The organism is Burkholderia sp. MSMB1078WGS (assembly GCF_001528895.1).
Taxonomy (GTDB): domain Bacteria; phylum Pseudomonadota; class Gammaproteobacteria; order Burkholderiales; family Burkholderiaceae; genus Burkholderia.
Genome location: NZ_LPDI01000038.1, coordinates 251,380 through 268,138 on the forward strand (window position 1 = coordinate 251,380; position 16,759 = coordinate 268,138).

At 67.1% G+C, this 16,759-nt stretch carries 19 protein-coding genes; 4 read left to right on the top strand and 15 right to left on the bottom strand.

The window, feature by feature from the left end:
* Positions 1-18: 18 nt before the first annotated feature.
* From WT24_RS09760 to WT24_RS09780, 4 genes are all read right to left on the bottom strand, one after another.
* Positions 19-246 carry a hypothetical protein gene (locus WT24_RS09760; protein ID WP_034206014.1) on the bottom strand — a complete coding sequence of 76 codons (228 nt, stop codon included), beginning with the start codon at positions 244-246 and terminating at the stop codon, positions 19-21.
* A gap of 210 nt (positions 247-456) precedes the next feature.
* Positions 457-840, bottom strand: a complete 384-nt coding sequence (locus WT24_RS09770; RefSeq protein ID WP_059499434.1) for a DUF6232 family protein — start codon at positions 838-840, stop codon at positions 457-459.
* 124 nt (positions 841-964) lie between these two features.
* Positions 965-1,225 (bottom strand): DUF2866 domain-containing protein, encoded by a 261-nt coding sequence (locus WT24_RS09775; RefSeq protein ID WP_011548992.1) that lies wholly within the window; start codon positions 1,223-1,225, stop codon positions 965-967.
* A 221-nt stretch (positions 1,226-1,446) separates the two neighbouring features.
* Positions 1,447-2,604, bottom strand: coding sequence for a porin (locus tag WT24_RS09780; RefSeq protein ID WP_034206016.1), 1,158 nt, complete (start codon positions 2,602-2,604; stop codon positions 1,447-1,449).
* A gap of 306 nt (positions 2,605-2,910) precedes the next feature.
* Between WT24_RS09780 and WT24_RS09785 the strand changes: the two genes are divergently transcribed.
* The gene (locus WT24_RS09785) at positions 2,911-3,717 is read left to right on the top strand and encodes a MetQ/NlpA family ABC transporter substrate-binding protein (RefSeq protein WP_060033053.1); all 807 of its coding nucleotides are present in this window, start codon (positions 2,911-2,913) and stop codon (positions 3,715-3,717) included.
* Between the two features lie 152 nt (positions 3,718-3,869).
* Here the strand turns inward: WT24_RS09785 and WT24_RS09790 are convergent, their stop codons facing one another.
* The 4 genes from WT24_RS09790 to WT24_RS09805 form a co-directional block, all read right to left on the bottom strand.
* Positions 3,870-4,985 carry a succinylglutamate desuccinylase/aspartoacylase family protein gene (locus WT24_RS09790; protein WP_059499622.1) on the bottom strand — a complete coding sequence of 372 codons (1,116 nt, stop codon included), beginning with the start codon at positions 4,983-4,985 and terminating at the stop codon, positions 3,870-3,872.
* Positions 4,986-5,208: 223 nt separating this feature from the next.
* Positions 5,209-5,991 carry an ABC transporter substrate-binding protein gene (locus WT24_RS09795; protein ID WP_059792892.1) on the bottom strand — a complete coding sequence of 261 codons (783 nt, stop codon included), beginning with the start codon at positions 5,989-5,991 and terminating at the stop codon, positions 5,209-5,211.
* A gap of 226 nt (positions 5,992-6,217) precedes the next feature.
* The gene (locus WT24_RS09800) at positions 6,218-7,138 is read right to left on the bottom strand and encodes a LysR substrate-binding domain-containing protein (RefSeq protein WP_060033058.1); all 921 of its coding nucleotides are present in this window, start codon (positions 7,136-7,138) and stop codon (positions 6,218-6,220) included.
* 68 nt (positions 7,139-7,206) lie between these two features.
* Positions 7,207-8,154, bottom strand: coding sequence for a GlxA family transcriptional regulator (locus tag WT24_RS09805; RefSeq protein WP_059499430.1), 948 nt, complete (start codon positions 8,152-8,154; stop codon positions 7,207-7,209).
* Between the two features lie 106 nt (positions 8,155-8,260).
* Between WT24_RS09805 and WT24_RS09810 the strand changes: the two genes are divergently transcribed.
* Both WT24_RS09810 and WT24_RS09815 read left to right on the top strand, forming a co-directional pair.
* A complete protein-coding gene (locus WT24_RS09810) occupies positions 8,261-8,569 on the top strand; it encodes a DUF3817 domain-containing protein (protein ID WP_060033061.1) in 309 nt (102 codons plus the stop codon).
* Positions 8,566-8,967: a CopD family protein gene (locus WT24_RS09815; RefSeq protein WP_060033064.1), complete on the top strand. Its 402-nt coding sequence runs from the start codon at positions 8,566-8,568 to the stop codon at positions 8,965-8,967. The genes WT24_RS09810 and WT24_RS09815 overlap by 4 nt, the downstream gene beginning before the upstream one ends.
* 204 nt (positions 8,968-9,171) lie before the next feature.
* Here the strand turns inward: WT24_RS09815 and WT24_RS09820 are convergent, their stop codons facing one another.
* Positions 9,172-10,560 carry an NCS2 family permease gene (locus tag WT24_RS09820; RefSeq protein ID WP_059792898.1) on the bottom strand — a complete coding sequence of 463 codons (1,389 nt, stop codon included), beginning with the start codon at positions 10,558-10,560 and terminating at the stop codon, positions 9,172-9,174.
* A gap of 524 nt (positions 10,561-11,084) precedes the next feature.
* Positions 11,085-11,762 carry a TetR family transcriptional regulator gene (locus WT24_RS09825; protein ID WP_059499426.1) on the bottom strand — a complete coding sequence of 226 codons (678 nt, stop codon included), beginning with the start codon at positions 11,760-11,762 and terminating at the stop codon, positions 11,085-11,087.
* Between the two features lie 36 nt (positions 11,763-11,798).
* On the opposite strand from WT24_RS09825, the gene WT24_RS09830 reads away from it, so the two are divergent.
* On the top strand, positions 11,799-12,464 hold the full coding sequence (locus tag WT24_RS09830; protein WP_060033067.1) for an O-methyltransferase: 666 nt from the start codon (positions 11,799-11,801) through the stop codon (positions 12,462-12,464).
* Between the two features lie 122 nt (positions 12,465-12,586).
* On the opposite strand, the gene WT24_RS09835 is transcribed toward WT24_RS09830, so the two are convergent.
* The 5 genes from WT24_RS09835 to WT24_RS09855 form a co-directional block, all read right to left on the bottom strand.
* Positions 12,587-13,105, bottom strand: coding sequence for a DUF3455 domain-containing protein (locus WT24_RS09835; RefSeq protein ID WP_060033070.1), 519 nt, complete (start codon positions 13,103-13,105; stop codon positions 12,587-12,589).
* A gap of 219 nt (positions 13,106-13,324) precedes the next feature.
* Positions 13,325-14,440, bottom strand: a complete 1,116-nt coding sequence (locus WT24_RS09840) for an alkene reductase (protein ID WP_060033073.1) — start codon at positions 14,438-14,440, stop codon at positions 13,325-13,327.
* A gap of 68 nt (positions 14,441-14,508) precedes the next feature.
* The gene (gene dkgB, locus WT24_RS09845) at positions 14,509-15,315 is read right to left on the bottom strand and encodes a 2,5-didehydrogluconate reductase DkgB (RefSeq protein ID WP_060033077.1); all 807 of its coding nucleotides are present in this window, start codon (positions 15,313-15,315) and stop codon (positions 14,509-14,511) included.
* Between the two features lie 150 nt (positions 15,316-15,465).
* Positions 15,466-16,416 (bottom strand): LLM class oxidoreductase, encoded by a 951-nt coding sequence (locus WT24_RS09850; protein WP_059792908.1) that lies wholly within the window; start codon positions 16,414-16,416, stop codon positions 15,466-15,468.
* A gap of 14 nt (positions 16,417-16,430) precedes the next feature.
* Positions 16,431-16,754 carry a hypothetical protein gene (locus tag WT24_RS09855; protein ID WP_060033081.1) on the bottom strand — a complete coding sequence of 108 codons (324 nt, stop codon included), beginning with the start codon at positions 16,752-16,754 and terminating at the stop codon, positions 16,431-16,433.
* Between the last annotated feature and the right edge of the window lie 5 nt (positions 16,755-16,759).

Consider the following 16,759-nt stretch of genomic DNA (forward strand, 5'->3'; position numbering starts at 1 on the left):
TTCCGGGGAAATGGGGCCTTAAGCGAGCGCTTCGATGCGAATCAGCAGGTTGCGCGCATGCGCGATGAACGCATCGTGTGTCGCGCGATCGCCGTGGCCTTCGATACCGGCCTGTTCGGCGAACGCGATCTGTTCGGTGTAGAGATCGACGAGCGCACGGCGTTCGTCAAGGGGAAGCGCGCGGATCATCGACACGATCAGCAGTTCCTGTGCGCGAAGCATGCCGGACAGCGATTGGGCGTTCATGCTGGCCTCCTCGGACGATGCGGCGGCGGGCCGCTCTTTCCATACTAGGCGGTCGACAGTCGCCGCGCACGCGCGGCACGCGAGACGGTGACGCGGGAAGCCGATTCGACGACGATGCCTCGGCCCGAAACGACGAGGTGCCGCGCGAGCCGATACGCGCCGCGTGCATCCGCGGATCGCGAACCGAAGCGTGCCGCGACGCGAATGGAATCAGCCGGCCGCCGTCGCGGCCTGTGCATCGCGCACGACCTGCGCGACGCGTTCGACGAACGCGGCGTCGACGCTCGACAGCGCTTCGCGCTTGCCGTCGGGCATCTCGACCATCAGGCGATACGTGATGTCCTGCGTGGCCCAGGCGAGATAGCCGACGACGACGAGCATCACGCCGACCACCAGCGCGGCGCTCGACGCGCCGATGCCGCCGGCGACGGCGATGGCCGCGCCGATCAGCGAGATCAGCGACGGCACGAGCCGGTTCTTCGGAATCTTGACGACGTCGACATGGCGAATGTCACGCAGTGCGAATACCTGCCCGGCGGCCGACAGGCCGTTGCGCGTGACCATGACGCCACGTTCGTTGAATGCGTTTTCCATCGTGTGTTGCGTGGACGAAAACGCGCAGCGTAGCAGGTTTCGTTGCCGCGTCAAACGAGACCGACTGCCGCACGATGCGTGCGGCGCGGCCGAAAGACGGGAGGCGGGTGGAGCGCAAACGCGCTCAGAACTGCAGCCGGCCGTCGCCGTAAAGCCGGCCCGGCACGTGCGACGCGACGACCTCGGCGATCTCTTCGTCGGTCGATTCGGCCGGCACGATCTGGCGCCGCGCGGGTGCGTCGAGATGCATCGTCCACTCGACGAGGCGATACGGACGGCCCCAGGGGCGCTGCATTTCCACCGAGACCCGGCAACTCTGGACCGGCAGCGAGTGTTGGCACGTCAGAATCGCGTGCAGATGGCTGAAAACGGTATCTTCGATCATCGTGGCCTCCGATCCTGTCTTATGGGCAGTTGATGGCGGTGCCGTAGGGGTGTCTCAAAAAAAAAGCCGCCGATGCTCAGGCGGCCAACAGGGGGGGTGAGAGCATCCTCTCAGCCCAGAATTAAGCGAAACTTAAAAGCCCATAAAAAAGCGCCCCGCGTGAAGCGGGGCGCTGCTTGCCGTCGTGATCCACGCGTGGCGCGGACAGTTAAGCGGATGCTTTAGAACTTGTGACGGATACCGATACGTGCGGCGATCTGGTTCTTCGAACCCGTGCCCGACGTGTTGAAGTAGCTCGTGCTCGAGCCGATCTGCGCTTGCACGCCCTTGCCCGACGCTTGCTGGTACACGACCAGGCCGTACACGTCCGTACGCTTGCTGAGTGCGTAGTCGGCGATACCGTTGACCTGGTTCCAGTGCCACGAGTTGCCGTTCTGCGTGGCGTTCGTGTACGTGTAGCCGAGGCCGCCCGACAGTGCCGGCGTGAACGCGTACTTCGCGCCTGCTTCATATGCGTTGTAGAACGTGCCGCCCGCGCCCGACACGGTCGAGAACTGCGTACGCGTCCACAGCAGCCATGCCGTCGCCGGGCCCCAGACGTAGCGGCCACCCACGCCGTACGTGCGCAGGTCGCGGACGTTGCCGGTGCTCAGGTTCGCGATCGTCGTCGAGAAGGCCGGCGTCGACTGGCTCGGGAAGCGGATGTCCGTGTAGGCAGCGCCGAGCGAGAACGGGCCGTTCGCGTAGTTCAGGCCGAAGCTGTATGCGCGCGACGAGCCTGCCGTCGTCGTCGTGCCCGTCGTCGTCGCCGGTGCGCCAGCGAAGTCGGTCGAGTTCGAGAAGCCGTACAACGCGCCGAACGTGAAGCCCGAGTAGTTCGCGCTCTGGAACTTCACGGCGTTGTTGATGCGGCTCGACGTGAGTTGGTCGATGTCGTTCACGTGGTACGCGTAGTTACCCGCGACCGTGTTGCCGCCCGTCGAGTAGTTCGAGCCGAGGATGTCGGTCGAGAACGAGTACTGGCGGCCGAACGTGACCGTGCCGTATTGCGACTGGCTCAGGCCGACGTAAGCCTGGCGACCGAAGATCGCGCCACCCTGGCCGATCGTGCCGTTGCCGCTGTTGAAGCCGTTTTCGAGCACGAAGATCGCCTTCAGGCCGCCACCGAGGTCTTCGGTGCCGCGCAGGCCCCAACGGCTGCCCTGGGCCACGCCGTCGTCGTACTTGAACAGCTTGCCCGTGCCGCCGTTGGCGGTCTTGCTGTGGTTCACATAGCTGATACCGGCATCGATGACGCCGTACAGGGTCACGCTGCTTTGTGCGTGTGCCGTGCCGGCCGTTGCTGCCAGGGCGGCGAGGGTCAACAGTTTCTTGTTCAAAGGATTCTCCGAGCGAATGAATGGCGTGTCCAGTTGCGGTTCCGGCGCACTCTATGGGCGCTTTCACGGACCGGCGCAACTTTATCGGCGGGCCACGTAATGAATATGACAGCGACTGTCATATGAAGAATGTGTGGTGCCGATGCGACACTGGATTTTGCCCGGTTGTACAGCAGGGAGTTATACCGATTCCGCCTGAGATTCGATGAGGGCCAGGAATATGCACATGAAATAAGCTTGGTTGGTGCCGTTCCGGCCCCGTGCCACGATGCGCGCTTCAACAACGACACGGGACAAGAGGACACCATGCGACGTTCGATCCTGACCGGCCTCGGCGCACTCGCCGCCGCGCTGGCATTCGCCGCCCCCGGCGCGCACGCCGACCCGCAAACGCTGAAAGTCGGCACGATGAGCGGCCCCGACGCGCAGATCTGGACCGAAGTGACGAAGGTCGCCGCGCGCGAAGGTCTCGCGATCAAGGTCATCGAATTCAACGACTACGTGCAGCCGAACGCGGCGCTCGATGCCGGCGATCTCGATGCGAACGGCTTCCAGCACCAGCCGTTCCTCGACAGCCAGATCAAGCAGCGCGGCTACAAGATCGTCAACGTCGGGCTCACCTATACCGCGCCGATGGGCTTCTATTCGAAGAAGCTCAAGTCGCTGAAGGATTTGCCGGTCGGCGCGAAGGTCGGGATCCAGAACGATCCGTCGAACGGCAACCGCGCGCTCTTGCTGCTGCAGAAGTACGGGGTAATCAAGCTGAAGGCCGGCGTCGGCACGAACGGCGTGAACGCGACGCCGCTCGACGTCGCCGAGAACCCGAAGAAGATCAGGATCGTCGAGCTCGACGCCGCGCAACTGCCGCGCGCGCTGCCCGACGTCGATGCCGCGTCGATCAACACCGACTACGCGGTCAAGGCCGGGCTCACGCCGGTGAAGGATGCGATCGCGATCGAGGATCTGCGCGGGCCGTACGCGAACCTGATCGCGGTGCGCGCGCAGGACAAGGACAAGCCGTGGGTGAAGAAGCTCGTCGCGGCCTATGAATCGGACGACGTGCGCAAGTTCATCGACCGGAAGTTCGGCGGCGCGATCGTGCCGGCGTTCTGAACGGCGTTCGCGCACGGCCGCCGGCGGACGATCGCCAGCCGCCGACGCGCGCTCCGGAAAGCCAATCGCCCGCGCTAGCGGGCGATTGCGTTGGTGCATGCGAGTGCATGCGCAGTGCGGGACGGCCCGGCGCGCGGGCCGCGCACCCAGGCTCAGGCGGACAGCAGCGAGCCGGTGCGGATCGCGGTGGCGCCGGCGATGCGCGCGACTTCCATGCCGGCCGTCGCGAAGCGCACGACCTGACGCGCGTACAGCACGCCCGACACGCTGCTCTTCAGCGTGACGACGCGATCGGTCAGCGGATCGACGATGTCGGCCACGGCTTGGCCTGCCTCGATCATCGCGCCGACCGGCGTACGGAACACGATCACGCCCGACACGGGCGCGACGAGCGGATCGGTGCCCGCGAGCGGCGTGGCCGGGTGCGCGAGCGGCGGCAGCGGCGCCGGCGTGCCTTCGACGATGCCGCGCTCGGTCAGGTATTCGACGATCGCCTGCGCGTCCTTTTCCGCGAACTCGTACGACACGTCGCGTTCGCTGCGCAGCTCCACCGTGACGGAAATCGCGCCGTTCGGGATCGGGAAGCGGTCGCCGAAGCGGCTGCGCAGGTCGGACCAGCAGAAGCTGTGGATTTCGTCGAACGGGTTGCCGACCGAATTCAGCGCGAGCAGCGACGCTTTCGCATCGAGATAGCGCGCCAGCGGCTCGACGTCCGGCCACAGATCGGGATTCGTGTAGAGATGCATTACCGCATCGCTGTCGCAGTGCAGGTCGAGCACGATATCGGCGTCGAACGACAACTTCTGCAGCGCGAGGCGCTGCGAGTCGAGTTCGGTGCGCGGCTTCTGCTCGTCGAGCGCTTCGCGCATCGCGGTGCGCACGACGGCCAGATTGCGCTGCGCGTCGTTCGTGAGGCGGTCTTCGACACGCGGCAGCACGAGCGCCGCGAGATCGTAGAAATTGCGGTTGAAGTTCTGCATCGAGCCGAGCTCGAAGCGGCCGAGGTGATCGCCGAACACGTGTTGCGACAGGCCGATCGGATTGGGCACGGGCACGACGACGATTTCGCCGCGCAGCTTGCCGGCTGCTTCGAGCGCGGCGATCTTGCGGCGCAGCAGCGTGGCGACCAGCATGCCGGGCAGCTCGTCCGCGTGCAGCGACGACTGGATATAGACTTTCTTGCCGCCGCGCGGGCCGTAATGGAAGCTGGTGATCTGGCGTTCGGTACCGACGGCGGGGGAAATCAGCGGATGGGTCTGCGTTTGCATGATGAGGGGAGTGCGGCGCAGCCGCGAATGATCCATGTGCGTGGAAGATCGATTGTACGTTGCCTTTCTCGCCGCCATCAAACCGGCGCCAGAACGCGCGGTTTTCCGTTGCGAATCATCGGGTTGATGCGGAAAAAATAACGTCGCCGGCGCCGCGCGCAAAAAAACGGGCTCCTCGCGGAGCCCGTTTCCATCGCGCCGATTCGCGCGTGCGTCGGCCGGATTACTTGCCGTAGACGTCGAAATCGAAGTACTTCTTCGCGATCTTGTCGTACGTGCCGTCCTTGCGCATGCCGGCGATCGCGCCGTCGATCTTCGCCTTCAGGTCGGTGTCTTCCTTGCGCAGGCCGATACCGGCGCCGTTGCCGAGCGTCTTCGGATCGTCGAGATCCTTGCCGGCGAAGTCGAAGTTCGCGCCGCGCGGCGTCTTCAGGAAGCCGATCTCGGCTTGCACCGCGTCCTGCAGCGCGCCGTCCAGACGGCCGGAGATCAGGTCGGCGTAGACCTGGTCCTGGTTCTGGTAAGGCACGACGTTCACGCCCTTCGACGCCCAGTACGTCTTCGCGTAGGTTTCCTGGATCGTGCCCTGCTCGACGCCGACCGACTTGCCCTTCAGCGATTCGGCCGTCGGCATCAGGCCGGCGCCCTTCTTCGTGACGAGGCGCGTCGGCGTGTTGAACAGCTTCGCCGAGAACGCGATCTGTTCCTGACGCGCCGGCGTCATCGACATCGACGACAGCACGCCGTCGAACTTGCGGGCCTTCAGCGCCGGGATCATCCCGTCGAAGTCGTTTTCGATCCACACGCACTTCGCGTTCAAGCGGCGGCAGATTTCGTTGCCCAGATCGACGTCGAAGCCGACCACCTTGCCGTCGGCGCCTTTCGATTCGAAAGGCGGGTAGCTTGCGTCGACGCCGAACCGCACGGTCGTCCAGTCTTTCGCGTACGCGCTGCCGGCCGATACGGCGAGCAGGGCCACGGTCACAGCCGCAAGAATCTTTTTCACTCGGTGACTCCTCGTTTTGTTCGATGGGTGCGCGGTTGTGCCGCGCCGTAAGCCTTCGGCCCGCCGCGGCTTCGCGTCGGACAGTCCGTTTCGCCCGCCCGATGGGGGCGCGCGACGTGCGCAAGATTATCAAGACAAAATACCGGCAGGGCGCCTAGGACAAGCCCCGATACCGGGCCCGGCGGCGGCGCGTCGGACGCGCCGCCGTTTCACACACAGGAACGATTCAGCCGAGCGTTTCGTTGACCGCGCGCTGCAGGCACGTGACGAAGTGCGAGACGGCCGGCGTGGGCAGCAGGTCGCGCCGCGCGATGATCGACAGGTCGAAGCGCGGCATGCTTTCGTCGAGTTCGGCCGTGCGGATGCCGAGCGGGGCGACCATCGCGGCGAGCTGGCGCGTGAAGCAGCCGATCACGTCCGAGCGCGCGACGAGCCCCAGCGTCACCGCGAACGACATCGGCGAGCGCAGCAAACGTTTCGGCAGCGGCAACCCGTGCGCCTCGAACATCCCGACCATCACGCTGTGCGGAAACTGCTCGGCGCCGACGGTGACGATCCATTCGGCGTCGAGCAGTTCCTCTAACCGGCGCGCATGCGCGAGCGGATGACCGTCGCGCATCACGATCGTGAATTCGGTCGACAGCAGCGGCAATTGCGTGAAATCGCGGTCGAGCGCGGGCACATGGTGCATCGCAGCGATGTCGAGCGTGCCGTTGCGCAACTGCGCGAGCGCGTCGGGCACCGTCACTTCCTCCAGATGCAGGCTGACGTTCGGCATCGACCCGCGGAATGCCGTCACCGCGTGCGGCAACGCGGTCAGCGCGATCGACGGCATCGTGCCGACCGCGACGCGGCCCGACATCTCGCCTTTCACCTGCTCGACCGCCTCGACCGTGCGGCGGATGTCGCCGAGCAATTGCTCGGCGCGCGGCAGCAGCGCCTCGCCGCAGGCGGTCAGCTCGACGCCGCGCACGCTGCGGGCGAGCAGCTCCGCGTTGAGCGCGGTTTCGAGCTCGCGGATCGTGTGCGTGATCGCCGGCTGCGTGACGCCGAGCTCGCGGGCGGCGGCGCGCAGGCTCTTGTGGTGCGCGGCGGAGACGAACGCCTGGAGCTGCGCGATGTTCAAGGGGTTACGGATGCGGGTCATGGATCGAGTCCGGTGGGCGCGAAAGGGGGCGGCGGATTCATGCTTCGGCGGGGCGATCCCGATGCGCGTTACGCATCGGCGCGCGCGCGGAACGCCTGCCGATAACGCTGCGGCGAGGTGCCGACGATGCGCGCGAAGCGTTCGCGAAACGCGGTGACCGAACCGAACCCGGCTTCCGTCGCCACATGTTCGATCGACAGCTCGGTCACCTCCAGCAACTGCTGCGCATGCCGCACGCGCGCGATCTGCAGCCATTGCCCCGGCGACGTGCCCGTCTGCTCCCGGAAGCGCCGCGTCAGCGTGCGCACGCTCGTCGACGCCTTGCGCGCGATCGCGTCGAGCGTCAGCGGCTTGCGCAGGTTGGCCTGCAGCCAGTCCATCAGGTCGTGCAGGCCGTCGCCGCCGGCCGGCCATTCGGGCGCGATGAACTGCGCCTGCCCGCCTTCGCGCACGCGCGGCGCCACCGCGCTGCGGGCGGCGTCGACGGCGACCGCTGCGCCATAGTCGGCCTGGATCATGTGCAGGCACAGATCGAGGCCGGCCGCTGCACCGGCCGACGTCAGGATCTGGCCGTTGTCGACGAACAGCACGTTCGGGTCGACGTCGACGGTCGGATAGCGGCGCGCGAGTTCGGCGGCTGCGAGCCAGTGCGTCGTCGCGCGCAGGCCGTCGAGCAGCCCCGCTTCCGCGAGCACGAACGCGCCGCTGCAGATCGATGCGATCCGGCATCCGCGCGCGGCCGCCGCGCGCAGCGCGTCGAGCACGCGGCGCGACGTGGGTGCGAGCGGCGCCGACGTGCCGGGCACCATGATCGTATCGGCGTCGGCCAGCGCATCGAGACGAAACGGCGGACGCAGCTCGAACAGCTCGCCGCCGACGCGCGGCTGCTCGCTGCACACGCGCACGCGGTACGCGGGCGCGACGTCGGGCGCCCGCACGCGCGCGAACGTGTCGCAGGCGACGCCCAGATCGAACGGGACGACATCGGGCAACGCAAGAACGGCGACCGTGTGCATGGCGTGTGCGGCCGTGGCCGGAATCCGTTGAAAGATGTCATTCTAGCCAATGGCTCGGACCCGCACCACACGCGACAATCGCGGCGAACCTACCTGGAGCCCGCCGATGAAACAAGACGATCGCAACGCGTTGCGGAACCTGCAATACCTGTCGCTGCTGGAGGCGACCACACTCGTCGTGCTGGTGTGCGTGGCCGTGCCGCTCAAGCATCTGGCCGGCTATCCGGTCGCGGTATCGATCATGGGCCCGGTTCACGGCATCGCGTTCGTCATGTATGGATGGGCGGTGGTCGGCACCGCGTCGAGCGGGCTGTGGAGCAAGGGCGAGGTCGCGCGGCTCGTGCTGTCGGCCGTCGTGCCGTTCGCGGGGCTGGCGAGCGCGGGCTGGATCGCGCGCAGGCGGCACGCACGATGATCTACCTGGTGCTGAAGGCCGTGCATCTGGTCGCCGTCGTCACGTTCGTCGGCGGGTTGCTGTTGTCGTCCGTCGGGGTCCGGATTGCGAACCTCGCCGTGCATCGCGCGGTGCGGCGCTGGGATCGCACGGTGACGGCGCCCGCACTCGCGCTCGTCTGGATCGCCGGCATCGCGCTCGCGCTGAGCGGTCACTGGTTCGGCGCCGCGTGGCTGTCGGGGAAGCTTGCGCTCGTCGCCGCGCTGTCGGTGCTGCACGGGATCCTGGCCGGCACGCTGCGGCGCATGGAGCGCGACGATCTCGTCGTCATGCCGGCGCCGTGGCTCGGGCAAGCGGCGGGCGCGGCGATCGTCGCGATCGCGCTCGTCGTCGGGCTGGCCGTGATCAAGCCGTTCTGACGGCGCGACGCCGCGAACGTGGCGCCGGGCGCGAACGGGTATCGCGCCGTTGTCGCGAAGCGCGTCACGCGGCGCCGTACGGGCAAAAAAGGCCTGGAAACTCGCGTTCCCAGGCCTGGAGACCATCGACGACGATGGTGGAGGAGACGATCTCGTCCCGATGCGCGTCGCCCTTGTGCAGGCGACGTCGCGCAGGTGTCGCGCTCAGATTGCCCAGCCGCCGAGATAGAACGTGACGAGCACGGCCGCGATGAGCACGGTGCCGACGTTGAGCTTGCGGAATTCGCCGCTGGCGATGCGGCCGATCACGAGCGTCGAGAAGCCGAGCATGATGCCCGTCACGATGTTCGCGGTCAGCACGATGAACACCGCGCACACGAGGCCCGACATCGCGTCGACCATGTCGTCCATGTGCAGCTTGCTCACGCTGCCGAGCATCAACAGGCCGACGTACATCAGCGCCGGTGCGGTGGCGTACGACGGCACGAGTCCCGCGAGCGGCGAGAAGAACATCACGACGAGGAACAGCAAGCCGACCACGGCTGCCGCGAGCCCCGTCTTCGCGCCGGCGGCCACGCCGACGCTCGACTCGATGTAGGCCGCCGCCGGCGCGCCGCCGAGGAAGCCGGAGAAGATCGAGCTGATCGAATCGGCGGTCAGTGCGCGGCCGCCATTGACGATGCGGCCGTTTTCGTCGAGCTGGCCGGCCTGCCCGGCGACCGCGCGGATGGTGCCGGTCGCGTCGAACACGGCGGTCATCACCAGCGCGAGCACGCTCGGCAGTACGGCCATCGACAGCGCGCCCTTGATGTCCATCGCGCCGATCAGCGATGCGTGGCCCGGCGCGCTGAGCGACGGCAGCGCGAAGATGCCGCGGTATTTCACGCCCGGATCGAAGATCAGGCCGAATACCGAGATCGCGATCACGACCAGCAGGATGCCGCCCGGCACGCGACGCTTTTCGAGGCCGAAGATCGCGGCGAGGCCGACGATCGACATGATGACCGGGAACGCGGTGATCTGGCCGAGCGAGACCGGCAGGCCGGCGCCCGGGTTCTTGATCACGAGGCCGACGTCGTTCGATGCGATCAGCAGCAGGAATAGTCCGATGCCGATCCCCGTGCCGTGCGCGACGCCCGCGGGCAGATTGCGCAGGATCCACGAACGCACGCCGGTGACCGAGATGCCGGTAAACACGAGGCCCATCAGGAACACGGCGCCGAGCGCGACCGTCGGAGGCAGCCCCTTGCCGAGCACGAGGCCGAACGCGGTGAACGCGGTCAGCGAGATCGCGCAGCCGATCGCGATCGGCAGCTTCGCCCACAGGCCCATCAGCAGCGAGCCGAACGCGGTGGTGAGACAGACCGCTACGAACACGGCGCTCGTGTCGAAACCGGCCTTGCCGAACATGCCGGGCACGACGAACACGGAATAGACCATCGCGAGGAAGGTGGTCACGCCGGCAATGATCTCGCGGCGCTGCGTGCTGCCGCGCGACGAAATGCCGAAGTACCGGTCGATGACTCCCTGGGCGCCAAAGTCAGTTTCTTCCGCGCCGACGCCGACCGTCGGCTGCACCGGGGTATCGCTCATGAGCTTGCTCCTTTATCAGCATGCTGAAACGGTCCGTAGCGAACCGTCGTCAGGGTGTCTCGTATCTGGTTGGGATTGTTCGGCAACGTCGTGGAGACGAATGACGCGCGATGCGCGTCGTGACGTGCGAATCGAAACGATCGCGAGGGTGTCGCGTCGGACGACGCGTGGTGTGGTCGACCCCGTCACGTGTGCTTTGCCGTAGCGAAGGTTAGGCGAGCCGCCGATCACGTCCCATCGGGGGACGAGCATGCAGCGCATGTCGCAGCGCTTATATCGGCGTGCGACGGGGCTCCGTCGTGCCGACACGCGTGTATACGCCTAGTTCGAATCCGTTAAGGCGACTATTTGAATGCAGGGTCGGCGGGCGAGGAAGCGGGCGACGCATTGAATATTACGAACGACTTTCAATATGGCCGGGAGCGCCGGTGCGAACAGGGGCGGGCGGCGGAATTCGCGGCCGCGCAACCTGCATGCGGGCGATACGGCTGGCGCGCGTGCGCGGCCTCCGTGCCGGCGCGGGCTCAATCGTGCGCGAGATGTGCGAGATATGCGCAGAACATGTCGGCCATCGCGGCGGAATAGGCATCGATTTCCGCTGGCGTGCGCGCCGTTTCGGAGAACGCCTTGCCGCCGGCCGTGAGCGTCGTCATGATCAGCTCGCACGCGAGCGCATGCGTGGCGTCGGATACGTCGGGCAGCGCTTCGCGCATGAACGCGTTGAACACCCGGTGGCTCTCCGCCTTCACTGCCTGCGCCTCGGGGGCGTCTCGATAGAGCGGCGCGGCATCGTCGAGGGCGACGCGCATCGGCGCCTCGTCGCATTCCGAACGGATGAACGCGTGGACGGCGGTGCGCAGCCGTTCGGGCGGCGTCTTCCGCGTGTCCTGCAGCATCCCGCACAGCATGTCGTGCGTCTGCCGCCACTCGTCGTGCTGGAGCCGGAACAGCACGGACGCCTTGTTCGGGAAGTACTGGTACAGCGAGCCCACGCTCACGCCGGCCCGCTCGGCGACGCGCGCCATCGTGAAGCGCTGCGCGCCTTCGCTCGCCAAAACCTGAATAGCCGCCTCGAGGACGTCCTCGACGAGACGGGTCGAACGCGCCTGCCGAGGCTGCTTGCGCGTGGCAATCGGGGTGTTTCGGCGGTCGGCCATGAGCGGTCTGCCAATGCGAATAGTAAAACCTGAATAGTTCGTCATATTCTAGTCGCACTCAACCCGATACAGGAGATTCGCATGACCACCCTGATGCTCGACCCGCTGGCTTCGCTGCTGGCGCGCCTGTTCGACGAAGCCGACGCGTCGTCGCCCGCGACGAGCCCGGACTTCGCCAACGTGTCGCGCGACGAGCAAGCGCGGCTGATGCGCAGCAAGACGGACTACGCCGATCTGTATGCGCGCCTGAAGGACTATCCGCTCGCCGTGTCGCGCGAGACGGGCACACTGCTGTACATGCTCGCGCGCGGCGTCGGTGCGAAGGTAATTGTCGAATTCGGCACGTCGTTCGGCATTTCGACGCTGCATCTCGCGGCCGCGCTGCGCGACAACGGCGGCGGGCGGCTGATCACGAGCGAGTTCGAGCCGTCGAAGGTCGTGCGTGCGCACGCGAACCTGGCGGCGGGCGGATTGGCCGATCTCGTGGAGATTCGCGAAGGCGATGCGCTGCGCACGCTGGCCGCCGGTCTTCCGGATTCGGTCGACCTGCTGCTGCTCGACGGGGCGAAGGCGCTGTACCCGGAGATTCTCGCGCTGGTCGAGCCGCGGCTCAGGGCGGGGGCGTTCGTCGTGGCAGACAACGCGGAATACAGCCCCGACTATCTTGCTTACGTGCGTGCGGCGGAAAACGGCTATCTGTCGGTGCCGTTCGGTGGCGACGTCGAAGTGTCGATGCGGCTACGCTGACCAGAGGGAACGAGGGGGCTGGCGATTTCACGGTTCCCCGCATCAAATATAGGAAAACTGATTGAATGGAAGCGTGGCGGAAGGCGACGGGATGACACCCGTCGCTTGCGACGCCGTGCGCGTCACTTCAGGAACACGTAGCGCGCGAAGTACGGGAAGCGGCCGACCGCATGCTCGGTCGTGCACGTCGCGGCCGGCGGCGTGCCGCCCGCCGTGTCGAGCCGCTGCACGAAACGCACGCCGGCGAGCGTGCCGGTTGCGGCCGGCGTCGCCGCGAGCAGCAGTTGCGGAATACTGGCCGGGCTTGCGCTCGGCGCTTCCGCGAGCTTCTTGCCGGTAATGCGGCTACCGTCGAGTGCTTCCCACGACGGCCCCGCACCGTGCCGGACGACGAGCGTGCCGCCGCCGTCGAACAGCATCGCCTCCGGGCGCTTGAAGGTCCACGCGAGCCGGTGGTCGGCATCGTATTCGCACGAATAGATCTGCACGCCGGTCGCGGTGGTCGTCAGCACCGGCGTGGCCGGCGCTGGCGCCGTGAGGCCGGCGGCCTCGTCGGCTTGTGCGGGCGAGGTAAAGGCCGCCAGGGAAAAACCGGCCGCAAGGGCCAGCAGCATGTCGCGTGTCGGGGAGAGGCTTGGCATGACGGAGCGTCCTTTCAGGTCGGGTGACGGTCGTACGGCGTCGATCCCGTCAACGTTAGACGTCGATCGCACAGGCTGCAATGCGGAAATGGCAATCGCGGCGATAGTCGCCGCGATTGCCGAAGGACGGATGTGCGATCAGCGGATCGCGACCGGGTTGATGTTGACCTGCGTGGAGTCGACGGACAGCGGCTGACCGGGCACGAACGGGAGAATCGTTCAGGCCGCGGCTTGCGCGAGCGTCGGGTAGTCGGTCAGGCCGTGGGCGCCGCCGCCGAACAGCGTGTTGCGGTCGTGCGGCGCGAGCGCGGCACCGGTGCGCAGCCGCTCGGGCAGGTCGGGGTTCGCGACGAACGGGCGGCCGAATGCGATGAGGTCGGCCCAGCCGGCGGCGATCGCTTCGCGTGCGCGCTCGGCGGTGTACGCGCCGGCATAGATCAGCACGCCCGGGAACGCGGCGCGCAATTGCTGCTTGAAGGCGACCGGCATCAGCGGTGCGTCGTCCCAGTCGGCTTCCGCGATGTGCAGGTAGCCGACGCCGAGTTCGCCGAGCAGCTTCGCAGCGGCGACGTAGGTCGTTTCCGGATCGTCGTCGACGCAGCCGTTCAGCGTGGTCAGCGGCGCCAGGCGGATGCCGACGCGCGACGCGTCGCCGGCGCCTTCGATCAGCGCCTGCGCGACTTCGCGCAGGAAGCGCAGCCGGTTTTCCAGCGAGCCGCCGTACGCGTCGGTGCGCGTGTTCGCGTTCGAGTCGATGAACTGGTTCACGAGGTAGCCGTTCGCGCCGTGCAGCTCGACGCCGTCGAAGCCGGCTTCGATCGCGTGGCGGGCGGCGGCGCGGTATTGATCGACGATCTCGCGGATCTCGTCGATCGACAGCGCGCGCGGCTCGGACGCCTGCACGAAACCCGGCGTGCTGCCGTCTTCGCCGGCGATGAACACGTTCACGCCCTTCGCCTGAAGCGGCGACGACGACACGGGTTGCGCGCCGCCGAGCAGGCTCGTGTGGCTCAGCCGGCCGACGTGCCACAGCTGCGCGAAGATGCGGCCGTGCGCGGCATGCACGGCGTCCGTCACCTTGCGCCAGCCGGCGACTTGCGATGGCGTGTGGATGCCGGGCGTCCATGCGTAACCTTTGCCGAGCGGCGCGATGTAGGTGCCTTCGCTGACGATCAGCCCCGCACTCGCGCGCTGCGCGTAATACGCGGCCATCAGTTCGTTGGCTTCGTCGCCGGGCTGGCTCGCGCGCGAACGCGTCATCGGCGGCATCACGATGCGGTTCGGCAGCGTCAGCGGGCCGAGTCGCAGCGGTTGGAAAAGCGGGTCCTGGGTCATGGTGGTGTCCTGTCGGTGCCGCGGCCGGCGGGCCGCGACGGGTCATGTCGGATGAGGGCGCGGCGCGCTCAGTCCCACTTCGGCGCGAGGCCGGCCGGGTCGACTTCGCGACCGTTGCGTTCGAGCGCGGCGATCTGCGCCATGTCTTCGTCGGTCAGGCGCAGCGTCTGCGCGAGCAGGTTGCTCGCGAGGTTCTCGCGCCTGGTCGACGAAGGAATCACCGAGTAGCCGAGCTGCAGCGCCCATGCGAGTGCGACTTGCGCCGGCGTCGCGTCGTGGCGCTGCGCGATTGCGCCGAGCACCGGATCGCCGAGCACCTTGCCGTACGCGAGCGTCATGTACGACGTCACGTGGATGCCTTCGGCGTTCAGGAACTCGACCAGCTTGCGGTTCTGCAGGTACGGGCTCAGCTCGATCTGGTTCGTCGCGATCGCGTCCTTGCCGACGGCCGCGATCGCTTCCTTCGTCAGTTCGATGTTGAAGTTCGAGATGCCGATCCGGCGCGTGAGGCCCTTCGCCTTCGCGTCGGCCAGCGCGGTCATGAACGCGTCGATCGACACGCCGTTGCCCGGCGCCGGCCAATGGATCAGCGTCAGGTCGACGTAGTCGGTGCGCAGCTTGCGCAGGCTTTCCTCGAGGCTGGCCGCCAGCTTGTCCGGCGCGTAGTTGTCGACCCAGATCTTCGTCGTGAGAAACAGGTCTTCGCGGCGCACGCCCGACGCGGCGATCGCTTCGCCGACTTCGGCTTCGTTGCCGTAGATCTGCGCGGTGTCGATCGCGCGGTAGCCGACTTCGAGGCCGTTGCGCACCGAGTCGATGACCACGTGGCCTTGCAGGCGGAACGTACCGAGGCCGAAGGCGGGAATCTTGCTCATCTGTGCTCCTGAAAGAGGGGGAACGATTGCGGTATCGGAATCATTCTGGCGCTTGAAACTGATGAAATAAACGCCTTTAGATATCAAAAATATTTGATTTGAAATCAAATATTGGTCGGCGCTTCGCCTATGGGAAGACGCTCGTCGGCCTTATGCGGCCCGCGTCTGCGGATTCGTTTGCGGATGGAATGCGGGCAGCACGTCCGCCGCGATCTCGGCCATCGTTTCGTCGAGCGGCCGCCGGTTGCGGCGGAAATGCAGGCCGATGTGCTGCACGCCCGCGTCGCGCATCGCCGCGAGTTCCTCCGTCAGCGCGACGCGTCCCGCGCGGGCGCCGAAGCGATGCCGCTGCAGCGGCGCGTGCGGATCTTCCGCGAGGTCGAGATGGATGAAGCTCACGTACGGCTTGTCGCCGGCCACCGCACGCCAGCTCGCGGCGCGCTGCAGATGATCGGCAGGCGTGCCCGGATACGCGAGGCAGCCGTCCATGTGCTCGCCGATCCACGCGGGCGTCTGCTGCGCGAGGCCCGCGACGAGCAGCGGCACCGGCGAACGGGCCGCGGGAAGCACGTCCAGGCCGGGCGGCAGATGCCCGCGCGCGCCGTCGCGCAGCAGCGCGACCTGGTCGCGGAAGGTCGCGCCGCGCGTGGAAAAGTCGCGGCCGAACAGCGGATATTCGACCGGCCGGTCGCCGCTCGCGACGCCGAGCAGCAGGCGCCCGCCGCTCAATTCCTGGATCGTCGCCGCCGATTTCAGCGTCAGCAGCGGTTCGCGCAGCGGCAGCACGACGGCCGCGGTGCCGAGCAGGATGTCGCGCGTGATCCCGGCGAGGTAGCCGAGATACGAGAACGTCTCGAACACCTGCGCGGCGTCGCCGAACGACGGGTCGTACACCGGCACGTCGCGCACCCAGAGCGCGCGGAAGCCGAGCGTGTCGGCCAGTTGCGCGAGTTCCGCGTGGATCTCCATATCGGGCACGCCGGGGCGGCGGCCGTCATGCTGGCGCTTCGCGTCGCCGGCCGGCGACCAGTCGTTGTCGATCGGCAGTTCGATGCCGATGCTGAAGCCGCCGTCTGCGAGCTTGTCGAGCGACGTGGACATGATGGCGCCTCCGTTCAGACCGCGCGCAGGCTGCCGTCGAGCCGGTAGAAATCGAGCGACGACGCGGTGAAGAACGAGCGCGACGTGCCGGCGGCGAAATCGTCGATATGCACGACGGTGGCGCGATCGGCTTCCTGCCACGAGATCGCGTAGATCTCGCCGGCGACGCGCTGCCACGTGTATTCGACTTCGCCCTTCGCGCCCGCGTACGGGCCTTCGGTGATCTCGTAGCGCATGTGACGGCCGTCTTCGTCGTATGCGTTGAGCGCGGTGAGGCCGTCGTAACGGACTTCGAAAGTCTTGCCGGCGAACGGCGGGCGTGAGGTCGATGCGTTCATGCTGG

Bases quoted from the DNA above. Each gene is read 5' to 3' on its own strand.
- WT24_RS09760 (WP_034206014.1), bottom strand. From the start codon at position 246: ATGAACGCCCAATCGCTGTCCGGCATGCTTCGCGCACAGGAACTGCTG.
- WT24_RS09775 (WP_011548992.1), bottom strand. From the start codon at position 1,225: ATGATCGAAGATACCGTTTTCAGCCATCTGCACGCGATTCTGACGTGC.
- WT24_RS09830 (WP_060033067.1), top strand. From the start codon at position 11,799: ATGACCACCCTGATGCTCGACCCGCTGGCTTCGCTGCTGGCGCGCCTG.
- WT24_RS09810 (WP_060033061.1), top strand. From the start codon at position 8,261: ATGAAACAAGACGATCGCAACGCGTTGCGGAACCTGCAATACCTGTCG.
- WT24_RS09815 (WP_060033064.1), top strand. From the start codon at position 8,566: ATGATCTACCTGGTGCTGAAGGCCGTGCATCTGGTCGCCGTCGTCACG.
- WT24_RS09835 (WP_060033070.1), bottom strand. From the start codon at position 13,105: ATGCCAAGCCTCTCCCCGACACGCGACATGCTGCTGGCCCTTGCGGCC.
- WT24_RS09850 (WP_059792908.1), bottom strand. From the start codon at position 16,416: ATGTCCACGTCGCTCGACAAGCTCGCAGACGGCGGCTTCAGCATCGGC.
- WT24_RS09790 (WP_059499622.1), bottom strand. From the start codon at position 4,985: ATGCAAACGCAGACCCATCCGCTGATTTCCCCCGCCGTCGGTACCGAA.
- WT24_RS09770 (WP_059499434.1), bottom strand. From the start codon at position 840: ATGGAAAACGCATTCAACGAACGTGGCGTCATGGTCACGCGCAACGGC.
- dkgB (WP_060033077.1), bottom strand. From the start codon at position 15,315: ATGAGCAAGATTCCCGCCTTCGGCCTCGGTACGTTCCGCCTGCAAGGC.
- WT24_RS09785 (WP_060033053.1), top strand. From the start codon at position 2,911: ATGCGACGTTCGATCCTGACCGGCCTCGGCGCACTCGCCGCCGCGCTG.
- WT24_RS09805 (WP_059499430.1), bottom strand. From the start codon at position 8,154: ATGCACACGGTCGCCGTTCTTGCGTTGCCCGATGTCGTCCCGTTCGAT.
- WT24_RS09840 (WP_060033073.1), bottom strand. From the start codon at position 14,440: ATGACCCAGGACCCGCTTTTCCAACCGCTGCGACTCGGCCCGCTGACG.
- WT24_RS09800 (WP_060033058.1), bottom strand. From the start codon at position 7,138: ATGACCCGCATCCGTAACCCCTTGAACATCGCGCAGCTCCAGGCGTTC.
- WT24_RS09825 (WP_059499426.1), bottom strand. From the start codon at position 11,762: ATGACGAACTATTCAGGTTTTACTATTCGCATTGGCAGACCGCTCATG.
- WT24_RS09820 (WP_059792898.1), bottom strand. From the start codon at position 10,560: ATGAGCGATACCCCGGTGCAGCCGACGGTCGGCGTCGGCGCGGAAGAA.
- WT24_RS09855 (WP_060033081.1), bottom strand. From the start codon at position 16,754: ATGAACGCATCGACCTCACGCCCGCCGTTCGCCGGCAAGACTTTCGAA.